Origin of the sequence: Flavobacterium sp. (genome assembly GCF_044369455.1) — a bacterium.
Lineage (GTDB): Bacteria > Bacteroidota > Bacteroidia > Flavobacteriales > Flavobacteriaceae > Flavobacterium.
Genome location: NZ_JBIPLW010000010.1, coordinates 12,424 through 31,396, shown reverse-complemented (window position 1 = coordinate 31,396; position 18,973 = coordinate 12,424). Strand labels below are relative to the sequence as shown.

Sequence of the window (18,973 nt, the reverse complement as noted above, 5' to 3'; positions counted from 1 at the left end):
TTCCAATTCTGAAATCTAATATCTATCCCGATAGCTATCGGGATAAAAATCTAAAATCTAAATGAGTTTAGTAAAACTAACCATAAAAGGGATCTCCTATAGTCAAACTCAAAATGGAGCATACGCTTTGATTTTAAATGAAGTAGATGGTGAACGAAAATTACCCATTGTAATTGGTGCATTCGAAGCACAATCTATTGCCATTGCTTTGGAAAAAGAAATAAAACCACCAAGACCTTTAACCCACGATTTATTCAAAAGTTTTGCTGATCGATTTGATATTGTGGTTAAGCAAGTCATTATTCACAAACTGGTAGATGGTGTTTTTTACTCTAGTATTATTTGCGAAAGAGATAAAATTGAGGAAATAATTGATGCCAGAACATCTGATGCTATTGCATTAGCGTTACGTTTTTCGGCACCAATCTTTACCTATAAAAATATTTTAGATAAAGCGGGGATTTACCTCAACAATCCAGGTGAATTAGAAAATTCAAATCCCGACGATGAAGGTGTACTTTCTACTCCGGAAACTTTTGGATTTGACAGTGAAGGTAAAGATTCAACTGATGTTTATAAAATTATGAGTCTTTCTGAACTGCACGAAGCGTTAGAAAAAGCAGTTCAAGACGAAGATTACGAAAAGGCAGCTAAAATTAGAGATGAAATTTCGAAGAGGGAATCATAAACGGTTTGAATGTTTCGAGTTTCGGGTTACTAGTTAGATACTTGCTACCAAAACTTGAAACTCGAAACCCGCAACTTATAAACCTAAGAAAATGAAGCAATACCACGATTTAGTGCGACACGTTTTGGAAAACGGTTGCCAAAAAGGAGACCGAACAGGAACTGGAACCAAGAGTGTTTTTGGGTACCAAATGCGTTTTGATTTGAATGAAGGTTTCCCAATAGTGACAACCAAAAAACTGCATTTAAAATCAATTATTTACGAATTACTTTGGTTTTTAAAAGGCGATACTAATATAGGGTATTTACAAGAAAACGGCGTTAAAATTTGGGATGAATGGGCTGACGAGAATGGCGATTTAGGACCTGTTTACGGCCATCAATGGCGCAACTGGAACAGCGAAGAAATTGACCAGATTACAGAATTAATCGAAACTTTAAAGAAAAACCCAAACAGCAGACGCATGTTAGTTTCTGCTTGGAATCCTTCTGTGCTTCCCGATACATCAAAATCATTTGCAGAAAATGTAGCCAATGGAAAAGCCGCTTTGCCTCCATGTCATGCTTTTTTTCAGTTTTATGTAAGCCCCCCAGCCCCCGAAGGGGGAGAAAAAAGCAGACTATCTTGCCTTTTATATCAAAGAAGTGCTGATGTTTTTCTTGGTGTGCCTTTTAATATTGCTTCTTATGCTTTGTTAACCATGATGATTGCTCAGGTTTGTGAATTGCAAGTTGGCGAATTCATCCACACTTTTGGCGATGCCCATATCTATAACAATCATTTTGAACAATTGGAATTACAATTGTCTCGTGAACCAAAACCATTACCCAAAATGATTCTAAATCCAGAAGTGAAAAATATTTTCGATTTTACTTTTGAAGACTTCACTTTGGAAGGTTATGAACCTCATCCTCATATTAAAGGAATTGTAGCTATATAGTTATGAAAACAAAAATTATTCTTTTCTTTTTATTATTTTCCAAAGTGCTTTTTGCCCAAGAAGCAAATGACAAAATATTTTATTCAGATTCATTGCATCAAATAGCTACTGCCGATGACTACTACACCAAAATAATTGTAAAGGATTATTTTTTGGACAAACCTGAATATAAATATCTAGAGTACTACAAAAGTGGGAATTTAAAAAGTGAAAAGACAATCAGTGGTAAAGATGGCGGGCATCCAATAGGTGAAGAAATCAACTATTATGAAAATGGAAATAAAAAAAATTCCTTTTCTTATCAAAACAAAAAACTCAACGGTGTTTCAAAAAAGTGGTACGAAAGTGGCAAACCAAAAGAGGAAGGAATTTTTGACAGCGAAAAGTTTGGAACAGATTATTTTTATAAAGTTAGCCATTTCTGGGATGAAAATGGCACACAGACTGTGATTAACGGAAACGGCAACTGTAATACTTCGGATGAATTCTACACAGAAAACGGCTCTTATAAAAACGGATACAAGGAAGGTGATTGGAATGGGGAAAGTTCAAAAAGAGGGATTATCTTCGATGAAAAGTATGTAAACGGAAAATTTATCGTGGGTGAAACCACAAAAAATGACGGGACAAAAAAAACATATACTGTACTGGAAAAAAGACCAGAACCAAAAAAAGGAATACAGCATTTTTATAAATATATAGGTTCTAAATTTAGATACACCAAAGAGTCCATACAAAATCAAGTCCAAGGAAGGATTGTACTTCAATTTGTGGTTGATAAAGAAGGTAAAATTGTTGAACCTAAAATCATGAAAAGCTTAGGATATGGTCTTGATGAAGAAGCAATCCGAGTTCTTACAAGCTATGACGAATGGAATCCAGGTGAACAAAAAGGTGTTTTTGTAAAATGCCTTTATTCTTTGCCGTTGAGTTTGACTGCGCAGTAAAAAAAACCCGATAGCGATTTACAATCATAAGTGTTCGAAACCATAGTAAATATAATACTTCACGAAAACCTAAATAAGAAATCGGAAATAATATTTGAAATTTTATTTGCTATATGTTAACTTTTAAGATAACTTTGTCAAATGAATAGAGAGATTATATTTTACGAAAACCACTTTATTGAATTTTACCAAGCGCAAGATGAAAAAGTAAAAGAGAAAATAAAGTATGTTCTCGAATTAATTAAACAAGTTGAAAAAGTTCCTGAAAAATTTTTAAAACACTTAACTGGAACAAATGGACTTTATGAAATAAGAATTGAATTCCAGTCTAATATTTACAGGATATTTTGCTGTTTTGACAAAGGAAAATTGATTGTGCTTTTTAATGGTTTTCAGAAAAAAACACAGAAAACGCCAAAAAATGAATTAGAAAAAGCATTGATTTTAATGAACGAATATTTTCAACTAAAAAACATATAAAATGAAAGATTATAAAAACATAAAAACGTTTGATCAACTTATAGAAGTTGAACATGGAAAAATTGGAACTGAAAGCAGAAATGATTTCGAAGAAAAATCACAGATGTTTATCATCAGCGAAATGCTAAAAGATGCTAGAAAAGAAGCTAAAATAACTCAAGAACAGTTAGCAGAAAAAACCGGAACTAAAAAAAGTTATATTTCTAGAATTGAAAATGGAAAAGGAAACATTCAACTTTCTACTTTAATCAGAATTTTTGAAATCGGATTAAACAAACGAATAGGATTTACATTTTTGTAATTGAATTACGTTTGCTAACAGCCATTCCTAAAATGGGGAAAAATGTGCAAAATTCAAATTTTTTTTCCCCAAGAAGTTTTATCTTAATGGAAAAAATGCCATAACAAGGTTCGTCACTTCATGAAGCGGCGGGAGGCCTAAAGAATTCTAAAACACTCGTCAAATTCCATAAAAAAATCCGTTTAGAATACACTAAACGGATTTTAAATTTTAGATAAAAACAAAAAAACTATAGTGCCAAAACACTGTTTTCTGCACCAGCAAATTCATTGTAAGCATAACTATCGGCTTCTGGGTCATTTACATAAGCTCCATCCACTAAATATTTGAACTCAAAAGAATTATCTTTTGGTAACTCAAAAGTTGCTTTAAAAGTGCCACTTTTTAATTTTGCCAATTCTCCTTCTGCTGGATTCCAATTGTTGAAATCACCAACTACTGACGCTGTATTTGCATCTTTTGCATCGATTGAAAAGGTAACTTTAACAACCGGTTTTGTTTTTATAACTTGTTTCTTAATAGCCATAACTAATTCATTTATAGATTACTGTGGCAAAGTAAAGCAATAGTTTAATACCATTTACATGCAAAATCACTTTTGATAATTTGCTAAAAACTAAGCCAAATTAAAAGAAGATGTATAATTAAAAGTGAATTAAATTTTACATACTTAATTAAGAAAACGTTTTCGAGTAATGATATCTTAAAATCATATTTCGTAATTTTAAAAATAAATTTTATCTTTAAGCCACAAATTTCATCTTATGGAAGCAGCACAACATGAATTATACGAATATGCAAGAGATAGAATCAAGCAAAAAAAATGGTTGTTTATTCATTTTATTGTACTCTTAATTGGGAGTCTTTTTTTATTCACTTCAAATCACTTGTTAAACTTTCATGACGAAACCAATTGGTGGATTTGGGTTGTATCTGTTTGGATTTGCATTTTTATTTTCCACCTAATTAAAGTCCTTATTACCGATAGTTTTATGAATAAGAATTGGGAAAGAGCCCAAATTGATAAATTGATGTTGCAACAAAACAAAAAAATTGAAAAACTAAAAAACGATTTAGAAAATTCAAAACCAACAGCCGAATGATTACCATTATTGCTGCTGTTGCAGAAAACAATGCGCTTGGCAAAAACAATCAATTGCTTTGGCATTTGCCCGATGATTTTAAAAGATTTAAAACGTTAACCACTGGTCATCATATTATCATGGGACGAAAAACTTTTGAAAGTTTCCCAAAACCATTACCCAATAGAACTCACGTTATTATCACCCGTCAAAAAAATTACCATCCTGAAGGCTGCATTATTGTTGACTCATTAGAGAAAGCCATTGCCGTTTGTCCAAAAGAGGTGGAACTGTTTATTATTGGCGGTGGAGAAATTTACAATCAATCTATTGAAATAGCCCATAAATTAGACATCACCAAAGTGAATCACACTTTTGAAGCGGATACTTTCTTTCCAGAAATAGATTTAGATATATGGGAATTGACATCAGCAGCGTTTCATCCAAAAGATGAAAATCACCTTTATGACTTTAGCTTTCAAACCTTTCTCCGGAAGTAGTTGTTAAAGAAAGGCAATAGTGAATTCAGAAAGCAATTCTTCTAATTAAAATATTGGCTTATATTTGTCGAAAATTCAAGCATGTCAAAGTCTATCACTCCATATAAAGATTCATCATTGGGCAAAAAAGAACAAGTTACTCAAATGTTCGACAACATTTCTGGAAACTACGACAGTTTGAACCGGGTTATTTCGCTTGGCATTGATGTAACATGGAGAGATAAAGTAGTCGCATTAGTTTCTGATAAAAATCCAGAAACCATTCTAGATATAGCTACCGGAACTGGAGATTTAGTAATTTTGATGGCAAAAACAGCTGCTAAAAAAATTATTGGGCTTGATATTTCTGCAGGAATGCTCGAAGTGGGAAAGCAAAAAATAGCAAAAGAAAATTTAACTGATAGAATAGAAATGGTTTTGGGCGACAGCGAAAACATGCCGTATCCAGATAATTTTTTTGATGCCATTACAGTTTCTTTTGGAATTAGAAATTTTGAAACTCTTGAAAAAGGTTTGGCTGAAATTTATAGAGTCTTGAAACCAAATGGACTATTTGTAATTCTAGAAACTTCTGTCCCAACCAAATTTCCGTTCAAACAAGGATATGCTTTATACACGCGATTCATTTTGCCAATCATTGGAAAAATTTTCTCTAAAGACAACAATGCTTATGGCTATTTATCTGAATCGGCCGCTAATTTTCCGTTTGGAGAAGCTTTAAACAATATTTTGAGAAAAATTTCGTTTATAGACTGTAAAGCGATGCCTCAAACATTTGGTGTTGCCACAATTTACACCGCCACAAAAAAATGAACTTAACTTTTTTTCGCAATAATATCTACAAAATAGTTGTTCTACTACTATTGTTTTCTCACCAAGCCAAAGGGCAATTGGGCAAAAGTATGTTTACCAAAGATCCTATAGTCAATTTGGAGAATTTTGATAAGCAAAGAGTGTATTGGGGATATTATTTAGGATTTAGCAGTTTTGATTTTAAAACCGATTTCAAAACGAACACTGGACCACCAATTGAAGTTAAAGGAAATTCTGGATTTAATGTTGGATTGGTTGGCGTACTTCGCCTTCAAGAATATATTGAATTACGTTTTGAGCCCGGATTGTATTATGCTAGCAGAACCATCAACTATTTACAATTTGACAATGAAAGAGATGGCGTTAGAGAAGTAAAAGCAACCTATATTGATTTTCCGTTAATCGTGAAGTTTTCATCTTTGCGAACTGGAAATGTAAGACCATATCTGTTGGGTGGTGTATCGACTACCTTGAATCTCTCTAGCAATTCTAAATCTAAAGATGATAATTTACAGCAAAAATTTCGAGTAAAACCAACGACTCAAAATTATACCATGGGATTTGGTATTGATTTGTATTTTGAATATTTTAAATTCTCTCCCTCAATTCGAGGTGTATTTGGATTTAACGACGAACTAATTCGGGATACTGATCCGAACAGTCCATGGACAGGAAACATCGAATCCTTGAAAACAAGAGCTTTGCTTATTAATTTTACGTTTCATTAGGATATTCTTCTAAATTCACTAAGGAATATAGCCGTTGCTGTTGCTACATTTAAACTTTCGGTTTGTTGTATATCACCACACGAGGCGTTGCCGACTGCCGAAGGAAAACGTGGTATGGCAATTTTATTTTTAATACTTTTTTCTATTCTTGAGGAAATACCATTGGCCTCATTCCCTAAAATCAAAATAGCTTCGTTGGGTAATTTTTCGTTATATATATTGTTGCCATGCATAAAAGTTCCAAAAACAGGTAGCATAGTTTCTGAAATAAATACGTTCAAATCAACATAATTGATATTCACCCTAGTAATTGAACCCATGGTAGCCTGAATTACTTTAGGATTATATACATCAACCGTTTCGGGAGAACATACTAATTGCTTCACACCAAACCAATCGCAGAGCCTAATTATGGTGCCTAAATTTCCAGGATCTCGAATATCATCTAATGCAACAATTAGCCCTTTGTTTTCAATTTTGGATGGTTTCGGAATCTTAAAAATAGCCAAACAAGGGCTTGGTGAACTGAGAGCTGAAATTCGTTTCATGTCCTGTTCAGTTACCAAGGTTTTCTTTGAAATAATTACATCTTCAAAAATGGCTTCAGTCATAAATAAATGTTCTAATACCAAATTTGATAGTATTAATTCTTGAATTACTTTTACACCTTCAGCAATAAACAATTGATGCTCGTTTCTGTATTTTTTTAATTGAAGACTTGTAATTAGTTTAATTTGGCTTTTACTAACCATAAAATACTGTACTTTTGAATTAAATATTTCACAACGCTTGAAAAATAGTCTGACAAAAATATCATTATTTCTTCTAATTGGTGTCATTATCTTTGGATGTAATGCCACAAAAAGAGTTCCAACAGGAAAAAGTCTTTTGACCAATAATACTATTTATGTTGACGGTAAAAAAAACAATGGTGAGGATATTTTCAATCAATTATACCAAAAACAAAACAGTACGCTTCTGGGGTATCGTCTTCGTTTGAATATTTTCAACTTGGCTAAAGAAAAAACCGATTCTATATACAGGGCCAAGTTTGCTAACAATCCAAAAAAATATAACCGAAAAGTGAAATGGCTTTCTAAAAAACAAGTCAAACGATTAGGCCAATCCTTCTGGTATGCTGGGATTCATGATTTTTTAAGAAAAACTGGTGAGGCTCCAGTTATTTTGGATACCGCAAGCACAAAAAAATCGCTCAGACGTTTGAAATCATATTATTTCAATCGAGGCTATTTTGATGTAACAACCAAATATAAAATAGATAGTATTGATCCAAAAAAAGTAAAACTCAGATACGATATCGTTACTGGAAAGCCCTATATAATTGACTCTATAAACAGTTATATTTCAAGCAAATCGTTGGATTCAATATATCAATTAAAGACAAAAAATTCTTTAATAAAAAAAGGGGCTAGATTTACGACCAGCGATTTTGATGCCGAAAAAACACGAATTACAGAAGAGTTCAGAAACAATGGTGCTTTTCGTTTTCAGCAAAATTATGTTACTTATGATATTGATACTTTGAATTCTAACCATCTTGCTAATGTTGATTTAATAATAGAAAATGAATCCATTAGAGTAGAAGACAGTGTTTATAGTATTCCGTTCGAATTGTACAAAATAAACAAAGTTAACATTTACACCGATCACAGTCCAGCAAATCAAAATCTCCCAATAAAAGACAGTATGGTTTATAAAGATTTCACTTTATATAGTGTTAATAAATTGAAATACCGTCCAAAATCGATTACAGATGGTATTTTTGTAATTAAAGGAAATTATTTTTCAGATAATAAAACTACGCTTACTTCTAAATATTTGAGTAATCTTAAAGTATTTAATTATCCAATAATTCAATATATTCAAGACAAAAATGACAAAAATGGTTTAATTTCCAACATTTATTTGTCGCCAAGAAAAAAATATACTTTTGGTTTTTCTACCGATTTTACTCATTCCAATATTCAGGATTTTGGAATATCTGGCAATACTTTTTTAGGGATTCGAAATGTATTTAATGGTGCCGAAACATTTGAAATTGGCTTTAGAGGAAATATTGGTGCCTCAAAAGACTTAGCGAATCCAAATAATAACTTTTTCAATATTTCGGAAATTGGAACAGATGCCAAATTGAACTTTCCACGAATATTTTTCCCGTTTAAAACCGACAAAATCATTCCAAAGTCCATGATCCCATACACAACCATTAGTATAGGTTATTCTAAACAAACCAACATTGGATTGGACAAACAAAATTTTACAAGTTCATTAGTATACAACTGGACACCAAAAAAAGGAACTAATTTCCGGTTTGACATGTTTAATGTACAATTTGTACGAAATATTAATCCGAGTAATTATTTTAATGTATATCGTTCGTCTTTTGATGCTTTGAATAAACAAGCAAAAATATACAATACAAACCCCTTGTGGGTTGGCACTGGTGATGGCACTGGCGATGTAACACAAGATGATTTAATTATTGAATCGGGTACTAATGGTTTTTTAAATGATGTTTTAGGCGATAACCCCGAAGTTTTCCCATCACCAAGTGATTATGAAACAATTCGCAGCATCAATGAACAAAAAAACAGACTAACAGAAAACAACTTAATATTTTCTACAAGCGTTACGTATTCAAAAACATCCCAAAAAGATTTGTCTGACAATACCTTTTATGCCATTAAAGCAAAAATAGAATCCGCAGGAAATTTATTGTCGTTATTGGCTGATGGCTCAAATCAACCACAAGATTCAAATGGCAGTAACAGTCTTTTTGGGGTGGTATATTCCCAATATATAAAAACGGAATTTGAATTCATAAAACACTGGGATTTATCCCGAAAAAAAGTACTGGCAACAAGAGCGTTTTGTGGTGTTGCTATTCCTTATGGTAACTCCAACAGTATTCCATTCTCTCGAAGTTATTTTGCTGGGGGAACAAATGACATTAGAGCATGGCAATCTTATGAATTAGGACCGGGAAAAACAGGCTCTATAAATGATTTTAATGAAGCCAATATGAAGCTGTTATTCTGTACTGAATTCAGATACAATATTTTTCAACAATTAAACGGGGCTTTCTTTATAGATGCTGGTAATATTTGGAATATATCAGATATAGTTACAAATCCAGATGCTAAATTCACTGGTTTAAAATCTCTAGAAAACATTGCCGTTGGTTCTGGATTTGGATTAAGATATGATTTCAATTTCTTTATAGTGCGATTCGATTTAGGATTCAAAACCTACAATCCAGCTAATCCAGAAAACGAAAAATGGTTCAAGGAAATGCGCTTTGACAAATCGGTTATAAATATTGGAATTAATTATCCTTTCTAAAATTAGAAATTATTATTTTTGTATCCCGAACCTTCGGGATTAACTTTAAAAACACACAACAATGTCTCACAATATTAAACCTGGAGTTGCCACAGGAGATGAAGTTCAAGCAATTTTTGCCTATGCTAAAGAAAAGGGATTTGCACTTCCTGCCGTAAATGTTATCGGTTCAAGCACTATTAACGGTGTATTGGAAACTGCAGCAAAATTAAAAGCTCCGGTTATTATTCAATTTTCAAATGGTGGCGCTGCTTATAATGCTGGGAAAGGACTTTCGAATGCTGGTGAAAAAGCAGCAATTGCAGGTGGAATTGCAGGCGCAAAACACATTCATACATTAGCAGAAGCATACGGAGCAACTGTAATTCTTCATACAGACCACTGTGCCAAAAAATTATTACCTTGGATTGATGGTTTGTTAGATGCTTCTGAAAAACATTTTGCAGAAACGGGTAAACCGTTGTATTCTTCTCACATGATTGATTTGTCAGAAGAACCAATTCATGAAAATATTGAAATCTGTAAAACCTATTTGGCTCGAATGAGCAAAATGGGAATGACTTTAGAAATCGAATTAGGAATTACAGGTGGTGAAGAAGATGGTGTAGATAATTCAGACGTTGATAGCTCAAAATTATACACTCAACCTGATGAAGTAGCCTATGCCTATGAAGAACTTTCTAAAATTTCGCCAAGATTTACTATCGCAGCAGCTTTCGGAAACGTTCATGGTGTTTATAAACCAGGTAATGTAAAATTGACTCCAAAAATATTGAAAAATTCTCAGGATTATGTTCAGAATAAATTCAATACTGGTCACAACCCCGTTGACTTTGTTTTTCATGGTGGATCTGGTTCTACTATAGAAGAAATCAGAGAAGGCATTTCGTATGGTGTTATCAAAATGAATATTGATACTGATCTACAATTTGCCTATACGGCAGGCATTCGTGATTATATGGTGAATAATATTGATTATTTAAAAACTCAAATAGGAAGCCCTGACGGAACAGATTCTCCTAACAAAAAGCATTACGACCCAAGAAAATGGATACGCGAAGGGGAATTAACGTTTAACAAAAGATTAGAACAGGCATTTGCTGACTTGAACAATGTGAACACTCTTTAATAGTGTTCAGTTTTCAGTCACAGTTTTCAGTTTTATATATTCTTGAGAACTGAGACTGAATACTGGAGACTGGAGACTGAACACTAAGACTGAATACTAAAAACTGAACACTGAATACTTAAAAATATGGCCTGGTTTAAAAGAACAGAAAAAGGAATCACCACTGCAACAGAAGATAAAAAAGACGTTCCCAAAGGACTATGGTATAAATCGCCAACGGGAAAAATTATTGATCAAGATGAATTAGCTAGAAATCTTTGGGTTAGTCCTGAAGATGATTTTCATGTTCGAATTGGCAGTAAAGAATATTTCGAAATCTTGTTTGATAACAATGAATTCAAGGAGTTAGATGCTAAAATGACTTCTAAAGATCCTTTACATTTTGTAGATACTAAGAAATACTCAGACCGTTTAAAAGATGCCATTGCTAAAACTGGATTGAAAGATGCGGTTCGCACAGGTGTTGGAAAATCGAAAGGTAAGGATTTGGTGGTTTGCTGTATGGATTTCGCCTTTATTGGTGGTTCTATGGGTGCCGTTGTAGGTGAAAAAATTGCACGTGCCATTGATTATTCTATCAAACACAAAATTCCTTTTGTGATGATTTCAAAATCGGGTGGTGCGCGTATGATGGAAGCTGCTTATTCGTTGATGCAATTGGCAAAAACCTCAGCAAAATTGGCGCAGTTGGCCGAAGCTAAGATTCCGTATATTTCTTTGTGTACCGATCCGACTACAGGAGGAACTACCGCTTCCTATGCGATGCTTGGTGATGTAAATATTTCGGAGCCTGGTGCTTTGATTGGTTTTGCAGGTCCAAGGGTTGTGCGTGATACAACTGGTAAAGATTTGCCAGAAGGTTTCCAAACAGCAGAATTCGTATTAGATCATGGATTCCTTGACTTTATAGCCCCAAGAAAAGAACTTAAGGACAAGATTAACTTGTATCTTGATTTGATTTTGAACCAGCCGATACGATAAATTTTGATTCTAGTAATTATTTATAAAATGCTCGGTTGGTGCATGCCCCAAAAAGTTAGACACTATTTGGGGCATTTTTTATTAGTTGCCAAAAATTAAAACGGTTTTTCATCTAGCCCCGATTGAAGCTAGACTCGTCTTTTTGGACGAGTCGCGAAAAGCGGGAATACGGACCACAAACACACAATGACCATTCGCTCCTAACCCTAAAAAATTATAAAAATATGTCCTCACTATTTTTGTCAAATCGTTTTCTATAAAGTACCTTTGAGCCAGTTTTGACGGAACACTAATATAGCATCTTTGAGCGCAACAGCTACTCCCTTTACTTTTAAAAAAATTGCATTTGATTTCAAAGAAATCACCAAAGCTGGTTTGGCTATCAGCGTGGTGTTCTCTTCAATTGCAGGATATCTTCTCGGATTTGGAACAGATGGAAATCCAGAGAGCGCTTTTAGTTGGATTAAATTATTCATGCTTGCTGTTGGTGGTTACTGTATGGTTGGAGCCTCAAACGCTTTTAACCAGGTCATTGAAAAAGACCTTGACGCTTTAATGGATAGAACTAAAAACCGTCCTGTAGCTTCGGGTAGAATGTCGCCCAATCAGGCATTATTTGTGGCTAGTTTGCTAACTATTATTGGACTTATCCTTTTATATAATGTCAATCAGAAATCAGCTATGTTTGGTGCGATTTCAATTTTTTTATACACTAGTGTTTATACTCCTTTAAAGCTATATACTCCACTTTCGGTTTTTGTGGGAGCCTTTCCGGGTGCCATTCCGTTTATGTTAGGTTGGGTTGCCGCAACGAATAATTTTGGAATTGAAGCCGGAACACTCTTCCTAATTCAATTCTTTTGGCAATTTCCCCATTTTTGGGCGATCGGTTGGTTTTTGTATGACGATTATGAAAAAGCAGGTTTCTTTATGTTACCTACTGGAAAAAAAGATACTTCGACTGCCTTGCAAACAATCCTTTATTCTGTTTGGTTGTTGGTTGCCTCGATGTTACCTTGCTTGGGTTATACTGGACGATTATTTATATCTCCTGTAGCTGCGGTAATAGTATTTTTACTTGGACTTTGGATGATTTTTTATGCCGTAAAATTATATCAGTTAAGAACTGCAAAAGCGGCCCGAACATTAATGTTGGTAAGTGTTTCTTATATATCTTTGCTGCAATTAGTATATATTTTAGATAAATTTTTAAGATAATTTCGTATGACAATGTCCGCTCAAGAACATAAAGAAAGAACTGCACGATCGTATAAACTGTTGTTGTTGTTTGCTATGGGAAGCATGACGATGATGTTTGCTGGAATAGTAAGTGCATTTGTCGTAAGCAAGTCTAGAGAAGATTGGATGAAAGATTTCCAATTTCCAACGGCTTTTTACTTCAGTACACTTGCCATTATTTTGTGTAGTGTAACATTTCACTTAGCCAAAATTTCCATTCGAAAAGACAACAAACTGGCTACAACTTCCTTTCTTTTAGTAACGCTTATATTAGGAATTTCCTTTGTGTTTTGTCAATTTAAGGGCTTTCATCAAATGATGGATGGCGGTTATTTTTTCACCGGACCAGAGAGCAATATTGCTACTACATTTTTATATGTATTGGCAACACTTCACTTGGCTCACCTTGCTGGAGGAATAATTTCGCTTTTAATCATAATTTATAATCATTTTAAACAAAAATACAATTCAAGTCAATTGCTTGGAATTGAACTAGGTGCGATGTATTGGCACTTTCTCGATTTCTTGTGGGTTTGCTTGTTTTTGTTTTTATATTTCTTTAAATAAGAAAAAAAATCTAAATTTGGGAACTTTTTAACTTATAACTTTTATGGGAGCTACAGTTACTACTGGAAATAATACTGAAAATACTTGGGGCGGCGGAAATGAGCCAATGGGTGCAAGTTATGGCAAATTAATGATGTGGTTTTTTATCGTATCCGATGCCTTAACTTTTACTGGTTTTCTTGCAGCATACGGTTTTTCTAGATTTAAATTTATTGATAATTGGCCGATTGCCGATGAAGTGTTTACTCACTTTCCCTTTATGCATGGTGTAGAAGCGCCAATGTATTATGTGGCATTAATGACATTTATCTTGATTTTCTCTTCTGTAACGATGGTATTAGCGGTTGATGCTGGTCACCAAATGAAACAGACCAAAGTAGCGTTCTATATGTTATTAACCATCGTTGGAGGTTTAATCTTTGTGGGCTCTCAAGCTTGGGAATGGAAAAATTTCATTAAAGGTGAACATGGTGCAATCGAAACAAAAGGCGGAAGCATCATTCAATTTGTAAATGCTGAAGGCGAAAGAGTAAAATTAGCAGATTTTGCAGTAACGCTTCCAGAAGAAAGAGAGCAATTAACAAGAAGCAAAGGAAGGTGGTTTATGGATGAACCAACGTTGCCATCCTATTCTGTTGCTGAAGTACAGGCTGGTTTTAAAGCACATCCTGAATTATTAGTTAGAACAGAAAAAATTTATAGAGACACTAAAGAAGACAAAGCAAATAGAAAATTGCAACCAGGTTTGAATAAAAACAAACATAGAGAAATTTTAACAAGAGCTGAGTCGGAAGTAATGGTTGGAAATGGTGCTATTGTAGTTGAAGGCGCTAATTTGGAACATAATGAATACGGAAGTAAACTATTTGCTGATTTCTTTTTCTTTATTACAGGTTTTCACGGTTTTCACGTATTTTCTGGAGTTGTCATCAATTTTATCATATTCTTAAACGTTGTTTTAGGAACATATGAAAAAAGAAAATCATATGAAATGGTAGAAAAAGTTGGACTTTATTGGCACTTTGTCGATTTAGTTTGGGTATTCGTATTTACATTCTTCTACTTAGTTTAATATTATTATAAAGTTTATATTATGTCACACGCACACGAACACGTATCAAACACAAAAAGAATTTGGCTGGTTTTTGCTCTTTTGTCTGTAGTAACTACAGTCGAAGTGTACTTAGGAATTTCAAGACCAGAATTTTTATATTTCAATAACTTTTTAAGTATGAATTTACTTAACTGGGTATTCATCATATTAACACTATATAAAGCATACTATATTGTTTGGGCTTTCATGCATATGGAAGGTGAAAAAAGTAGTTTGCGCTGGGCAGTCGTTGCCACTGTCATTTTTCTTGCATTATATTTACTATTCATCCTTTTGGTTGAAGCTGATTATGTGTTTGAGGTTTTTAAAAATGCCACTATTAAATGGAATTTTTAACAAAATAGTAATTCAAAAAAAGCCCCGTCCTGTTCCGTAACTAGGCGGGTTTTTTTTATTTTTGCACATCTGTTTTCTCAATTCAAATGAAAAAAAATATTGTCCTTTTTATCTTATTTATTTTACCAATAGTTGCCTATCTTTTTTTTGCATCTGGTGTAAATAGTTTTATTTCATTACCAACAATTACTAAGAATATTCCAGACGTAACACCTTGGAAAACGTTAGACGACCGTCCAGTTACTTTAACTAATAAAATAACAATACTTGGTTTTATTGGAAACGATGTGGCAAAACATAAAGGAAGTGTATTTAATCTTTATGAAACCATTTATGACAAATATAAAGATTTCAAAGATTTTCAGGTCGTGATGGTACTTCCAGATGGTACACAAAATCAGGTAAAAGAATTATTGAAATTAGATATAAAGAAACTAGGCACGAACAAAGGATGGCATTTTGTTTTTGCCTCTCCAAATGAAATAACTACTTTTTATAATAAGCTTAAATTGGTTGGTAAACTAGACAACTCTTTATCGACACCAAATGTTTTTATAATCGATAAAAAAAGAAATCTTAGAGGCCGAAAAGGAGAAGACAAAAAAGGAAAACCTGAATATAAAGAAGGTTACGATACCGTTCTTGTTTCTGACCTTTATAACAAAATGATGGATGACATGAAAATCATTATGTATGAATATCGTGCGGCATTAAAAAGAAATAACAATGCAACCAGAGAAATTTAGATTTTAATATCATGAAAAAGTTTTCTTATATAGGTTTGTCTTTCGTAATACTCATTTTTGGAATTATTTTCATTCCAAGAATAGTTCAAAGAATTAAAAATAACACTGTTGTTCAAGGCGACCGTTTGGATGCAATATCCAATCACAAAAACCCTGAAACTGGTTTGAGAAAAATTGGCCCAGCACCAAAATTTGAATTAACCGATCAAAACAACCAAAAAATTACAAATGATACTTATAAAGGAAAAGTCTATATTGTTGAATTTTTTTTCTCAACCTGCCCTTCTATCTGCCCTATAATGAATAGAAATATGGTTGATATTCAAAATAATTTTTTTGGAAATCCCAATTTTGGAATAGCTTCCATATCTATAAATCCAGAATACGACACATCAATAATATTGAAAAAACATGCAGAAGTAATTGGTGTAAAGTCCTCAAACTGGCATTTATTAACAGGGGATAAAGAGTATATTTTTAACATTGCCAACAAAGGATTTAATCTTTATGCAGGTGAAAATAAAAAGGTAAGTGGTGGGTTTGAACATTCGGGGCTTTTTGCGTTAATTGACAAAAAAGGCACTATCAGATGTAGAGATGATGAATTTGGAAACCCAATTTTATATTACGATGGATTAGATAAAAAAGGAGTAAAAGCAGTTAAAGAAGATATTAAAAAACTATTAAATGAATAAAGAAACGAACCAAACCTTAGAACAACGATATAAATTTTCAATAATTTTAGTATCCATACTGATACCAGTTGTTGTTGGAATATTATTCTCAGTAAAATTAAAAGATTTTGGAATTGAAGTAGAGCCACTTTCCTTTTTACCGCCAATTTATGCTTCAATAAATGGCTTTACCGCATTGCTATTGATAATGGGTGTACTGGCAATTAAAAATGGAAATCGGAAAGTTCATGAACGATTTATGACCACAGCAATCGCATGTTCTGTTGCATTTTTGGTAATGTATGTTGCCTACCATATGACAGCCGATTCTACAGTTTATGGAGATATTGACGGCAACAAGATATTGGATGAAACCGAAAAAGTCAATGCTGGTTCATTGCGATTAGTGTATATATTTATCTTACTCAGTCACATTATATTGTCAATTACAATTATTCCATTAGTGTTGATTACCTATGTTAGAGCATTAGCAGCTCGATTTGACAGACATAAAAAAATAGCTAAAATCACTTTCCCTCTTTGGTTGTATGTTGCTGTGACTGGAGTTGTGGTGTATTTAATGATTTCTCCTTATTATGCTAATTAAATTTCAAATTCCAAATTCCAAATTCCAAATTCCAAACTTTTTTATTGGATTTTGTTTTTTGTTTTTTGGAATTTCCAGTTATGGGCAATGTGCCATGTGTCGGGCAGCATTAGAAAGTTCGGGCAATAAAACTAAAGTGGAAGCCGTGAATGATGGTATTGTTTTCCTGATGGCAATTCCTTATATTTTGGTAGCTTTGATTGGGTTTGCCATTTATAGAATGTATTATAAAAAGAAGTCAGTGTGAACTAAACACTATAAACTGTCCCATCCCGAAACTTCGGGATTGGGACTGAATACTAAAATCAATCCATTCCGTCAATTTTCACATTCATTTTGCCAGTGGTAGTAATAAAGGCTACTATGGCTTTATCGGTTACTTCTACTTTTTCAAATTCAAAATCATTAAAAGTTCCATTGACAAAAACGCCTTTCATGGGGGAAAAATTATTCAAGTAAGGCAACAAACTTTTTTTTCCTTCATCAAGATTTTCTTTAATAGAATAGCGACAGTTTTCTTGAATTTTTTTCAAAATCACACCTTGTAGTAGCCAATTGGCAGTTTTGGTTAGTAATCCTTTTGTATTCAGAACATAATCCATTTGATCAAAATAGATTTCTTTGGTCACCGCATTATAATTTGGCGTTCCCGAAAGATAAATAGTTCCATTGATGCTTCCAGTCATCTCAAGGGCAATAATTATTTTACTATCTCTTTGCCACAGTGCTACATTTTGAACTAGGATTTTTCGACTTCCAGAGACAAACTCTTTTCCTTTAAAGTTACTAGAGATAATTTTAGAAGCACTATCATACGTTGAAATAGCGGCGATATTAGCTGTTAGCTTTTCTGGAATTTTTGTTACTGCTTTAAATTGAATAGCCGTTTTATCAAAATTAGTTTTAGGCTTTGTTCCAACCATCGTTTGCATATTGCATTTTAATCCTAAATCCATTTTTATTTCTTTTTTACCCAAAGTGGCATCCGTTACATACACTTCTATTGGAATTAACTTAAACCATGCTTGGTATTGCTCGCTGGTTAAAAATGGGGTGCTCATTTTTTCCAATACATCTAGAACATATGGCTTAAAATCACAAGAGTTTTCAATGGCTTCATCAATTTTTTTTGCGATTTTCGATTGGAATATGGAAAGTGTTGGGTTAATAATATACGTGATTGGCACACTTTTTCCTGCTACCATTATCGAAGGACTTTCAGCCCATTGAAAATCTTCAATTTTAGAGGTTGTCGATAATTTCCAATTCGATAATTTCACATCGCTGGTCATCGTAATTGTTCCGTTAAGATAAATCTCTCTAGTATCATTCAACCCCATAAAATCCGTTCCATACTTAAATCGAGCCCAAATTTTCAGAGGAAGAACGGTTTGAATTTTTCCATTTTTTTCAATCAATCGAATGGCTGCCGTTTTGATAATTTTCATTTCGGTTTTGTCATCTTCAAGATTAGAGTCATTATAAATTTCACCACTTAACGTTTTATTTAATTGGTTTTCTATTTCTTTTAAAGAAATTTCCAATGGCATATTTACAAATGAAGTCTTATTGTTGAATACCATCGGAGTATCGTCTGAAGGCAAAGGTTTTAATGCTTCGATCTTTTGAGTAGTAGAACAACTATTAAAAACTAGTGCTGCGAATAAAATAGAAAATGTTCTCTTATAAGTATACATGATGAAAATAATTTTTTTGGCAAAATAAAAGTAAAAAAAGT

Annotated in this window: 23 protein-coding genes; 20 read left to right on the top strand and 3 right to left on the bottom strand. The window is 33.2% G+C overall.

Annotated features, from left to right (window positions below; genetic code table 11):
• Nucleotides 1–61: 61 nt before the first annotated feature.
• From ACIQ2L_RS10320 to ACIQ2L_RS10300, 5 genes are all read left to right on the top strand, one after another.
• Nucleotides 62–688, top strand: a complete 627-nt coding sequence (locus ACIQ2L_RS10320; RefSeq protein WP_396158453.1) for a bifunctional nuclease domain-containing protein — start codon at nucleotides 62–64, stop codon at nucleotides 686–688.
• A gap of 91 nt (nucleotides 689–779) precedes the next feature.
• On the top strand, nucleotides 780–1,628 hold the full coding sequence (locus ACIQ2L_RS10315) for a thymidylate synthase (RefSeq protein WP_396158451.1): 849 nt from the start codon (nucleotides 780–782) through the stop codon (nucleotides 1,626–1,628).
• Between the two features lie 2 nt (nucleotides 1,629–1,630).
• Nucleotides 1,631–2,575 carry an energy transducer TonB gene (locus tag ACIQ2L_RS10310; protein ID WP_396158449.1) on the top strand — a complete coding sequence of 315 codons (945 nt, stop codon included), beginning with the start codon at nucleotides 1,631–1,633 and terminating at the stop codon, nucleotides 2,573–2,575.
• Nucleotides 2,576–2,716: 141 nt separating this feature from the next.
• The gene (locus ACIQ2L_RS10305) at nucleotides 2,717–3,055 is read left to right on the top strand and encodes a type II toxin-antitoxin system RelE/ParE family toxin (RefSeq protein WP_396158447.1); all 339 of its coding nucleotides are present in this window, start codon (nucleotides 2,717–2,719) and stop codon (nucleotides 3,053–3,055) included.
• 1 nt (nucleotide 3,056) lies between these two features.
• Nucleotides 3,057–3,356 carry a helix-turn-helix domain-containing protein gene (locus tag ACIQ2L_RS10300; protein ID WP_396158445.1) on the top strand — a complete coding sequence of 100 codons (300 nt, stop codon included), beginning with the start codon at nucleotides 3,057–3,059 and terminating at the stop codon, nucleotides 3,354–3,356.
• 229 nt (nucleotides 3,357–3,585) lie between these two features.
• Here ACIQ2L_RS10300 and ACIQ2L_RS10295 read toward each other — a convergent pair whose 3' ends face one another.
• Nucleotides 3,586–3,882 carry an isoamylase early set domain-containing protein gene (locus ACIQ2L_RS10295; protein WP_396158444.1) on the bottom strand — a complete coding sequence of 99 codons (297 nt, stop codon included), beginning with the start codon at nucleotides 3,880–3,882 and terminating at the stop codon, nucleotides 3,586–3,588.
• A 238-nt stretch (nucleotides 3,883–4,120) separates the two neighbouring features.
• Here ACIQ2L_RS10295 and ACIQ2L_RS10290 point away from each other — a divergent pair, with 238 nt between their 5' ends.
• The 4 genes from ACIQ2L_RS10290 to ACIQ2L_RS10275 all read left to right on the top strand — a co-directional run bounded on the left by ACIQ2L_RS10290 (nucleotide 4,121) and on the right by ACIQ2L_RS10275 (nucleotide 6,479).
• On the top strand, nucleotides 4,121–4,459 hold the full coding sequence (locus tag ACIQ2L_RS10290; RefSeq protein WP_396158442.1) for a 2TM domain-containing protein: 339 nt from the start codon (nucleotides 4,121–4,123) through the stop codon (nucleotides 4,457–4,459).
• Nucleotides 4,456–4,938, top strand: coding sequence for a dihydrofolate reductase (locus ACIQ2L_RS10285; RefSeq protein ID WP_396158440.1), 483 nt, complete (start codon nucleotides 4,456–4,458; stop codon nucleotides 4,936–4,938). The genes ACIQ2L_RS10290 and ACIQ2L_RS10285 overlap by 4 nt, the downstream gene beginning before the upstream one ends.
• Nucleotides 4,939–5,019: 81 nt before the next feature.
• Entirely contained in the window at nucleotides 5,020–5,751 is a 732-nt protein-coding gene (gene ubiE, locus ACIQ2L_RS10280) for a bifunctional demethylmenaquinone methyltransferase/2-methoxy-6-polyprenyl-1,4-benzoquinol methylase UbiE (RefSeq protein ID WP_396158438.1), read from the top strand.
• Nucleotides 5,752–5,840: 89 nt separating this feature from the next.
• Nucleotides 5,841–6,479 carry a porin family protein gene (locus tag ACIQ2L_RS10275; RefSeq protein WP_396158558.1) on the top strand — a complete coding sequence of 213 codons (639 nt, stop codon included), beginning with the start codon at nucleotides 5,841–5,843 and terminating at the stop codon, nucleotides 6,477–6,479.
• Here ACIQ2L_RS10275 and ACIQ2L_RS10270 read toward each other — a convergent pair.
• Nucleotides 6,476–7,231, bottom strand: a complete 756-nt coding sequence (locus tag ACIQ2L_RS10270) for a TrmH family RNA methyltransferase (RefSeq protein WP_396158436.1) — start codon at nucleotides 7,229–7,231, stop codon at nucleotides 6,476–6,478. The genes ACIQ2L_RS10275 and ACIQ2L_RS10270 overlap by 4 nt on opposite strands.
• A gap of 37 nt (nucleotides 7,232–7,268) precedes the next feature.
• On the opposite strand from ACIQ2L_RS10270, the gene ACIQ2L_RS10265 reads away from it, so the two are divergent.
• The 11 genes from ACIQ2L_RS10265 (at nucleotide 7,269) to ACIQ2L_RS10215 (ending at nucleotide 17,482) form a co-directional block, all read left to right on the top strand.
• Nucleotides 7,269–9,842, top strand: a complete 2,574-nt coding sequence (locus ACIQ2L_RS10265; RefSeq protein WP_396158434.1) for a BamA/TamA family outer membrane protein — start codon at nucleotides 7,269–7,271, stop codon at nucleotides 9,840–9,842.
• 61 nt (nucleotides 9,843–9,903) lie between these two features.
• Nucleotides 9,904–10,971, top strand: a complete 1,068-nt coding sequence (gene fbaA / locus ACIQ2L_RS10260; RefSeq protein ID WP_396158432.1) for a class II fructose-bisphosphate aldolase — start codon at nucleotides 9,904–9,906, stop codon at nucleotides 10,969–10,971.
• Nucleotides 10,972–11,097: 126 nt separating this feature from the next.
• A complete protein-coding gene (gene accD, locus ACIQ2L_RS10255; RefSeq protein WP_396158430.1) occupies nucleotides 11,098–11,952 on the top strand; it encodes an acetyl-CoA carboxylase, carboxyltransferase subunit beta in 855 nt (284 codons plus the stop codon).
• Nucleotides 11,953–12,255: 303 nt separating this feature from the next.
• Nucleotides 12,256–13,170 (top strand): heme o synthase, encoded by a 915-nt coding sequence (cyoE, locus tag ACIQ2L_RS10250; RefSeq protein ID WP_396158428.1) that lies wholly within the window; start codon nucleotides 12,256–12,258, stop codon nucleotides 13,168–13,170.
• 6 nt (nucleotides 13,171–13,176) lie between these two features.
• Nucleotides 13,177–13,758 carry a heme-copper oxidase subunit III gene (locus ACIQ2L_RS10245; protein WP_396158426.1) on the top strand — a complete coding sequence of 194 codons (582 nt, stop codon included), beginning with the start codon at nucleotides 13,177–13,179 and terminating at the stop codon, nucleotides 13,756–13,758.
• A 43-nt stretch (nucleotides 13,759–13,801) separates the two neighbouring features.
• Complete coding sequence (locus ACIQ2L_RS10240) at nucleotides 13,802–14,830, top strand: cytochrome c oxidase subunit 3 (protein WP_396158424.1); 1,029 nt, start codon at nucleotides 13,802–13,804, stop codon at nucleotides 14,828–14,830.
• A 21-nt stretch (nucleotides 14,831–14,851) separates the two neighbouring features.
• The gene (locus tag ACIQ2L_RS10235) at nucleotides 14,852–15,208 is read left to right on the top strand and encodes a cytochrome C oxidase subunit IV family protein (RefSeq protein ID WP_396158422.1); all 357 of its coding nucleotides are present in this window, start codon (nucleotides 14,852–14,854) and stop codon (nucleotides 15,206–15,208) included.
• 86 nt (nucleotides 15,209–15,294) lie between these two features.
• Nucleotides 15,295–15,954 carry a hypothetical protein gene (locus tag ACIQ2L_RS10230; protein ID WP_396158420.1) on the top strand — a complete coding sequence of 220 codons (660 nt, stop codon included), beginning with the start codon at nucleotides 15,295–15,297 and terminating at the stop codon, nucleotides 15,952–15,954.
• A gap of 8 nt (nucleotides 15,955–15,962) precedes the next feature.
• On the top strand, nucleotides 15,963–16,649 hold the full coding sequence (locus ACIQ2L_RS10225; RefSeq protein ID WP_396158556.1) for an SCO family protein: 687 nt from the start codon (nucleotides 15,963–15,965) through the stop codon (nucleotides 16,647–16,649).
• The gene (locus tag ACIQ2L_RS10220; protein WP_396158418.1) at nucleotides 16,642–17,235 is read left to right on the top strand and encodes a DUF420 domain-containing protein; all 594 of its coding nucleotides are present in this window, start codon (nucleotides 16,642–16,644) and stop codon (nucleotides 17,233–17,235) included. Before ACIQ2L_RS10225 ends, ACIQ2L_RS10220 begins: the two co-directional genes overlap by 8 nt.
• Nucleotides 17,225–17,482, top strand: a complete 258-nt coding sequence (locus ACIQ2L_RS10215) for a hypothetical protein (RefSeq protein ID WP_396158416.1) — start codon at nucleotides 17,225–17,227, stop codon at nucleotides 17,480–17,482. The genes ACIQ2L_RS10220 and ACIQ2L_RS10215 overlap by 11 nt, the downstream gene beginning before the upstream one ends.
• A gap of 58 nt (nucleotides 17,483–17,540) precedes the next feature.
• On the opposite strand, the gene ACIQ2L_RS10210 is transcribed toward ACIQ2L_RS10215, so the two are convergent.
• Nucleotides 17,541–18,932 carry a DUF4403 family protein gene (locus ACIQ2L_RS10210; RefSeq protein ID WP_396158415.1) on the bottom strand — a complete coding sequence of 464 codons (1,392 nt, stop codon included), beginning with the start codon at nucleotides 18,930–18,932 and terminating at the stop codon, nucleotides 17,541–17,543.
• Nucleotides 18,933–18,973 lie beyond the last annotated feature (41 nt).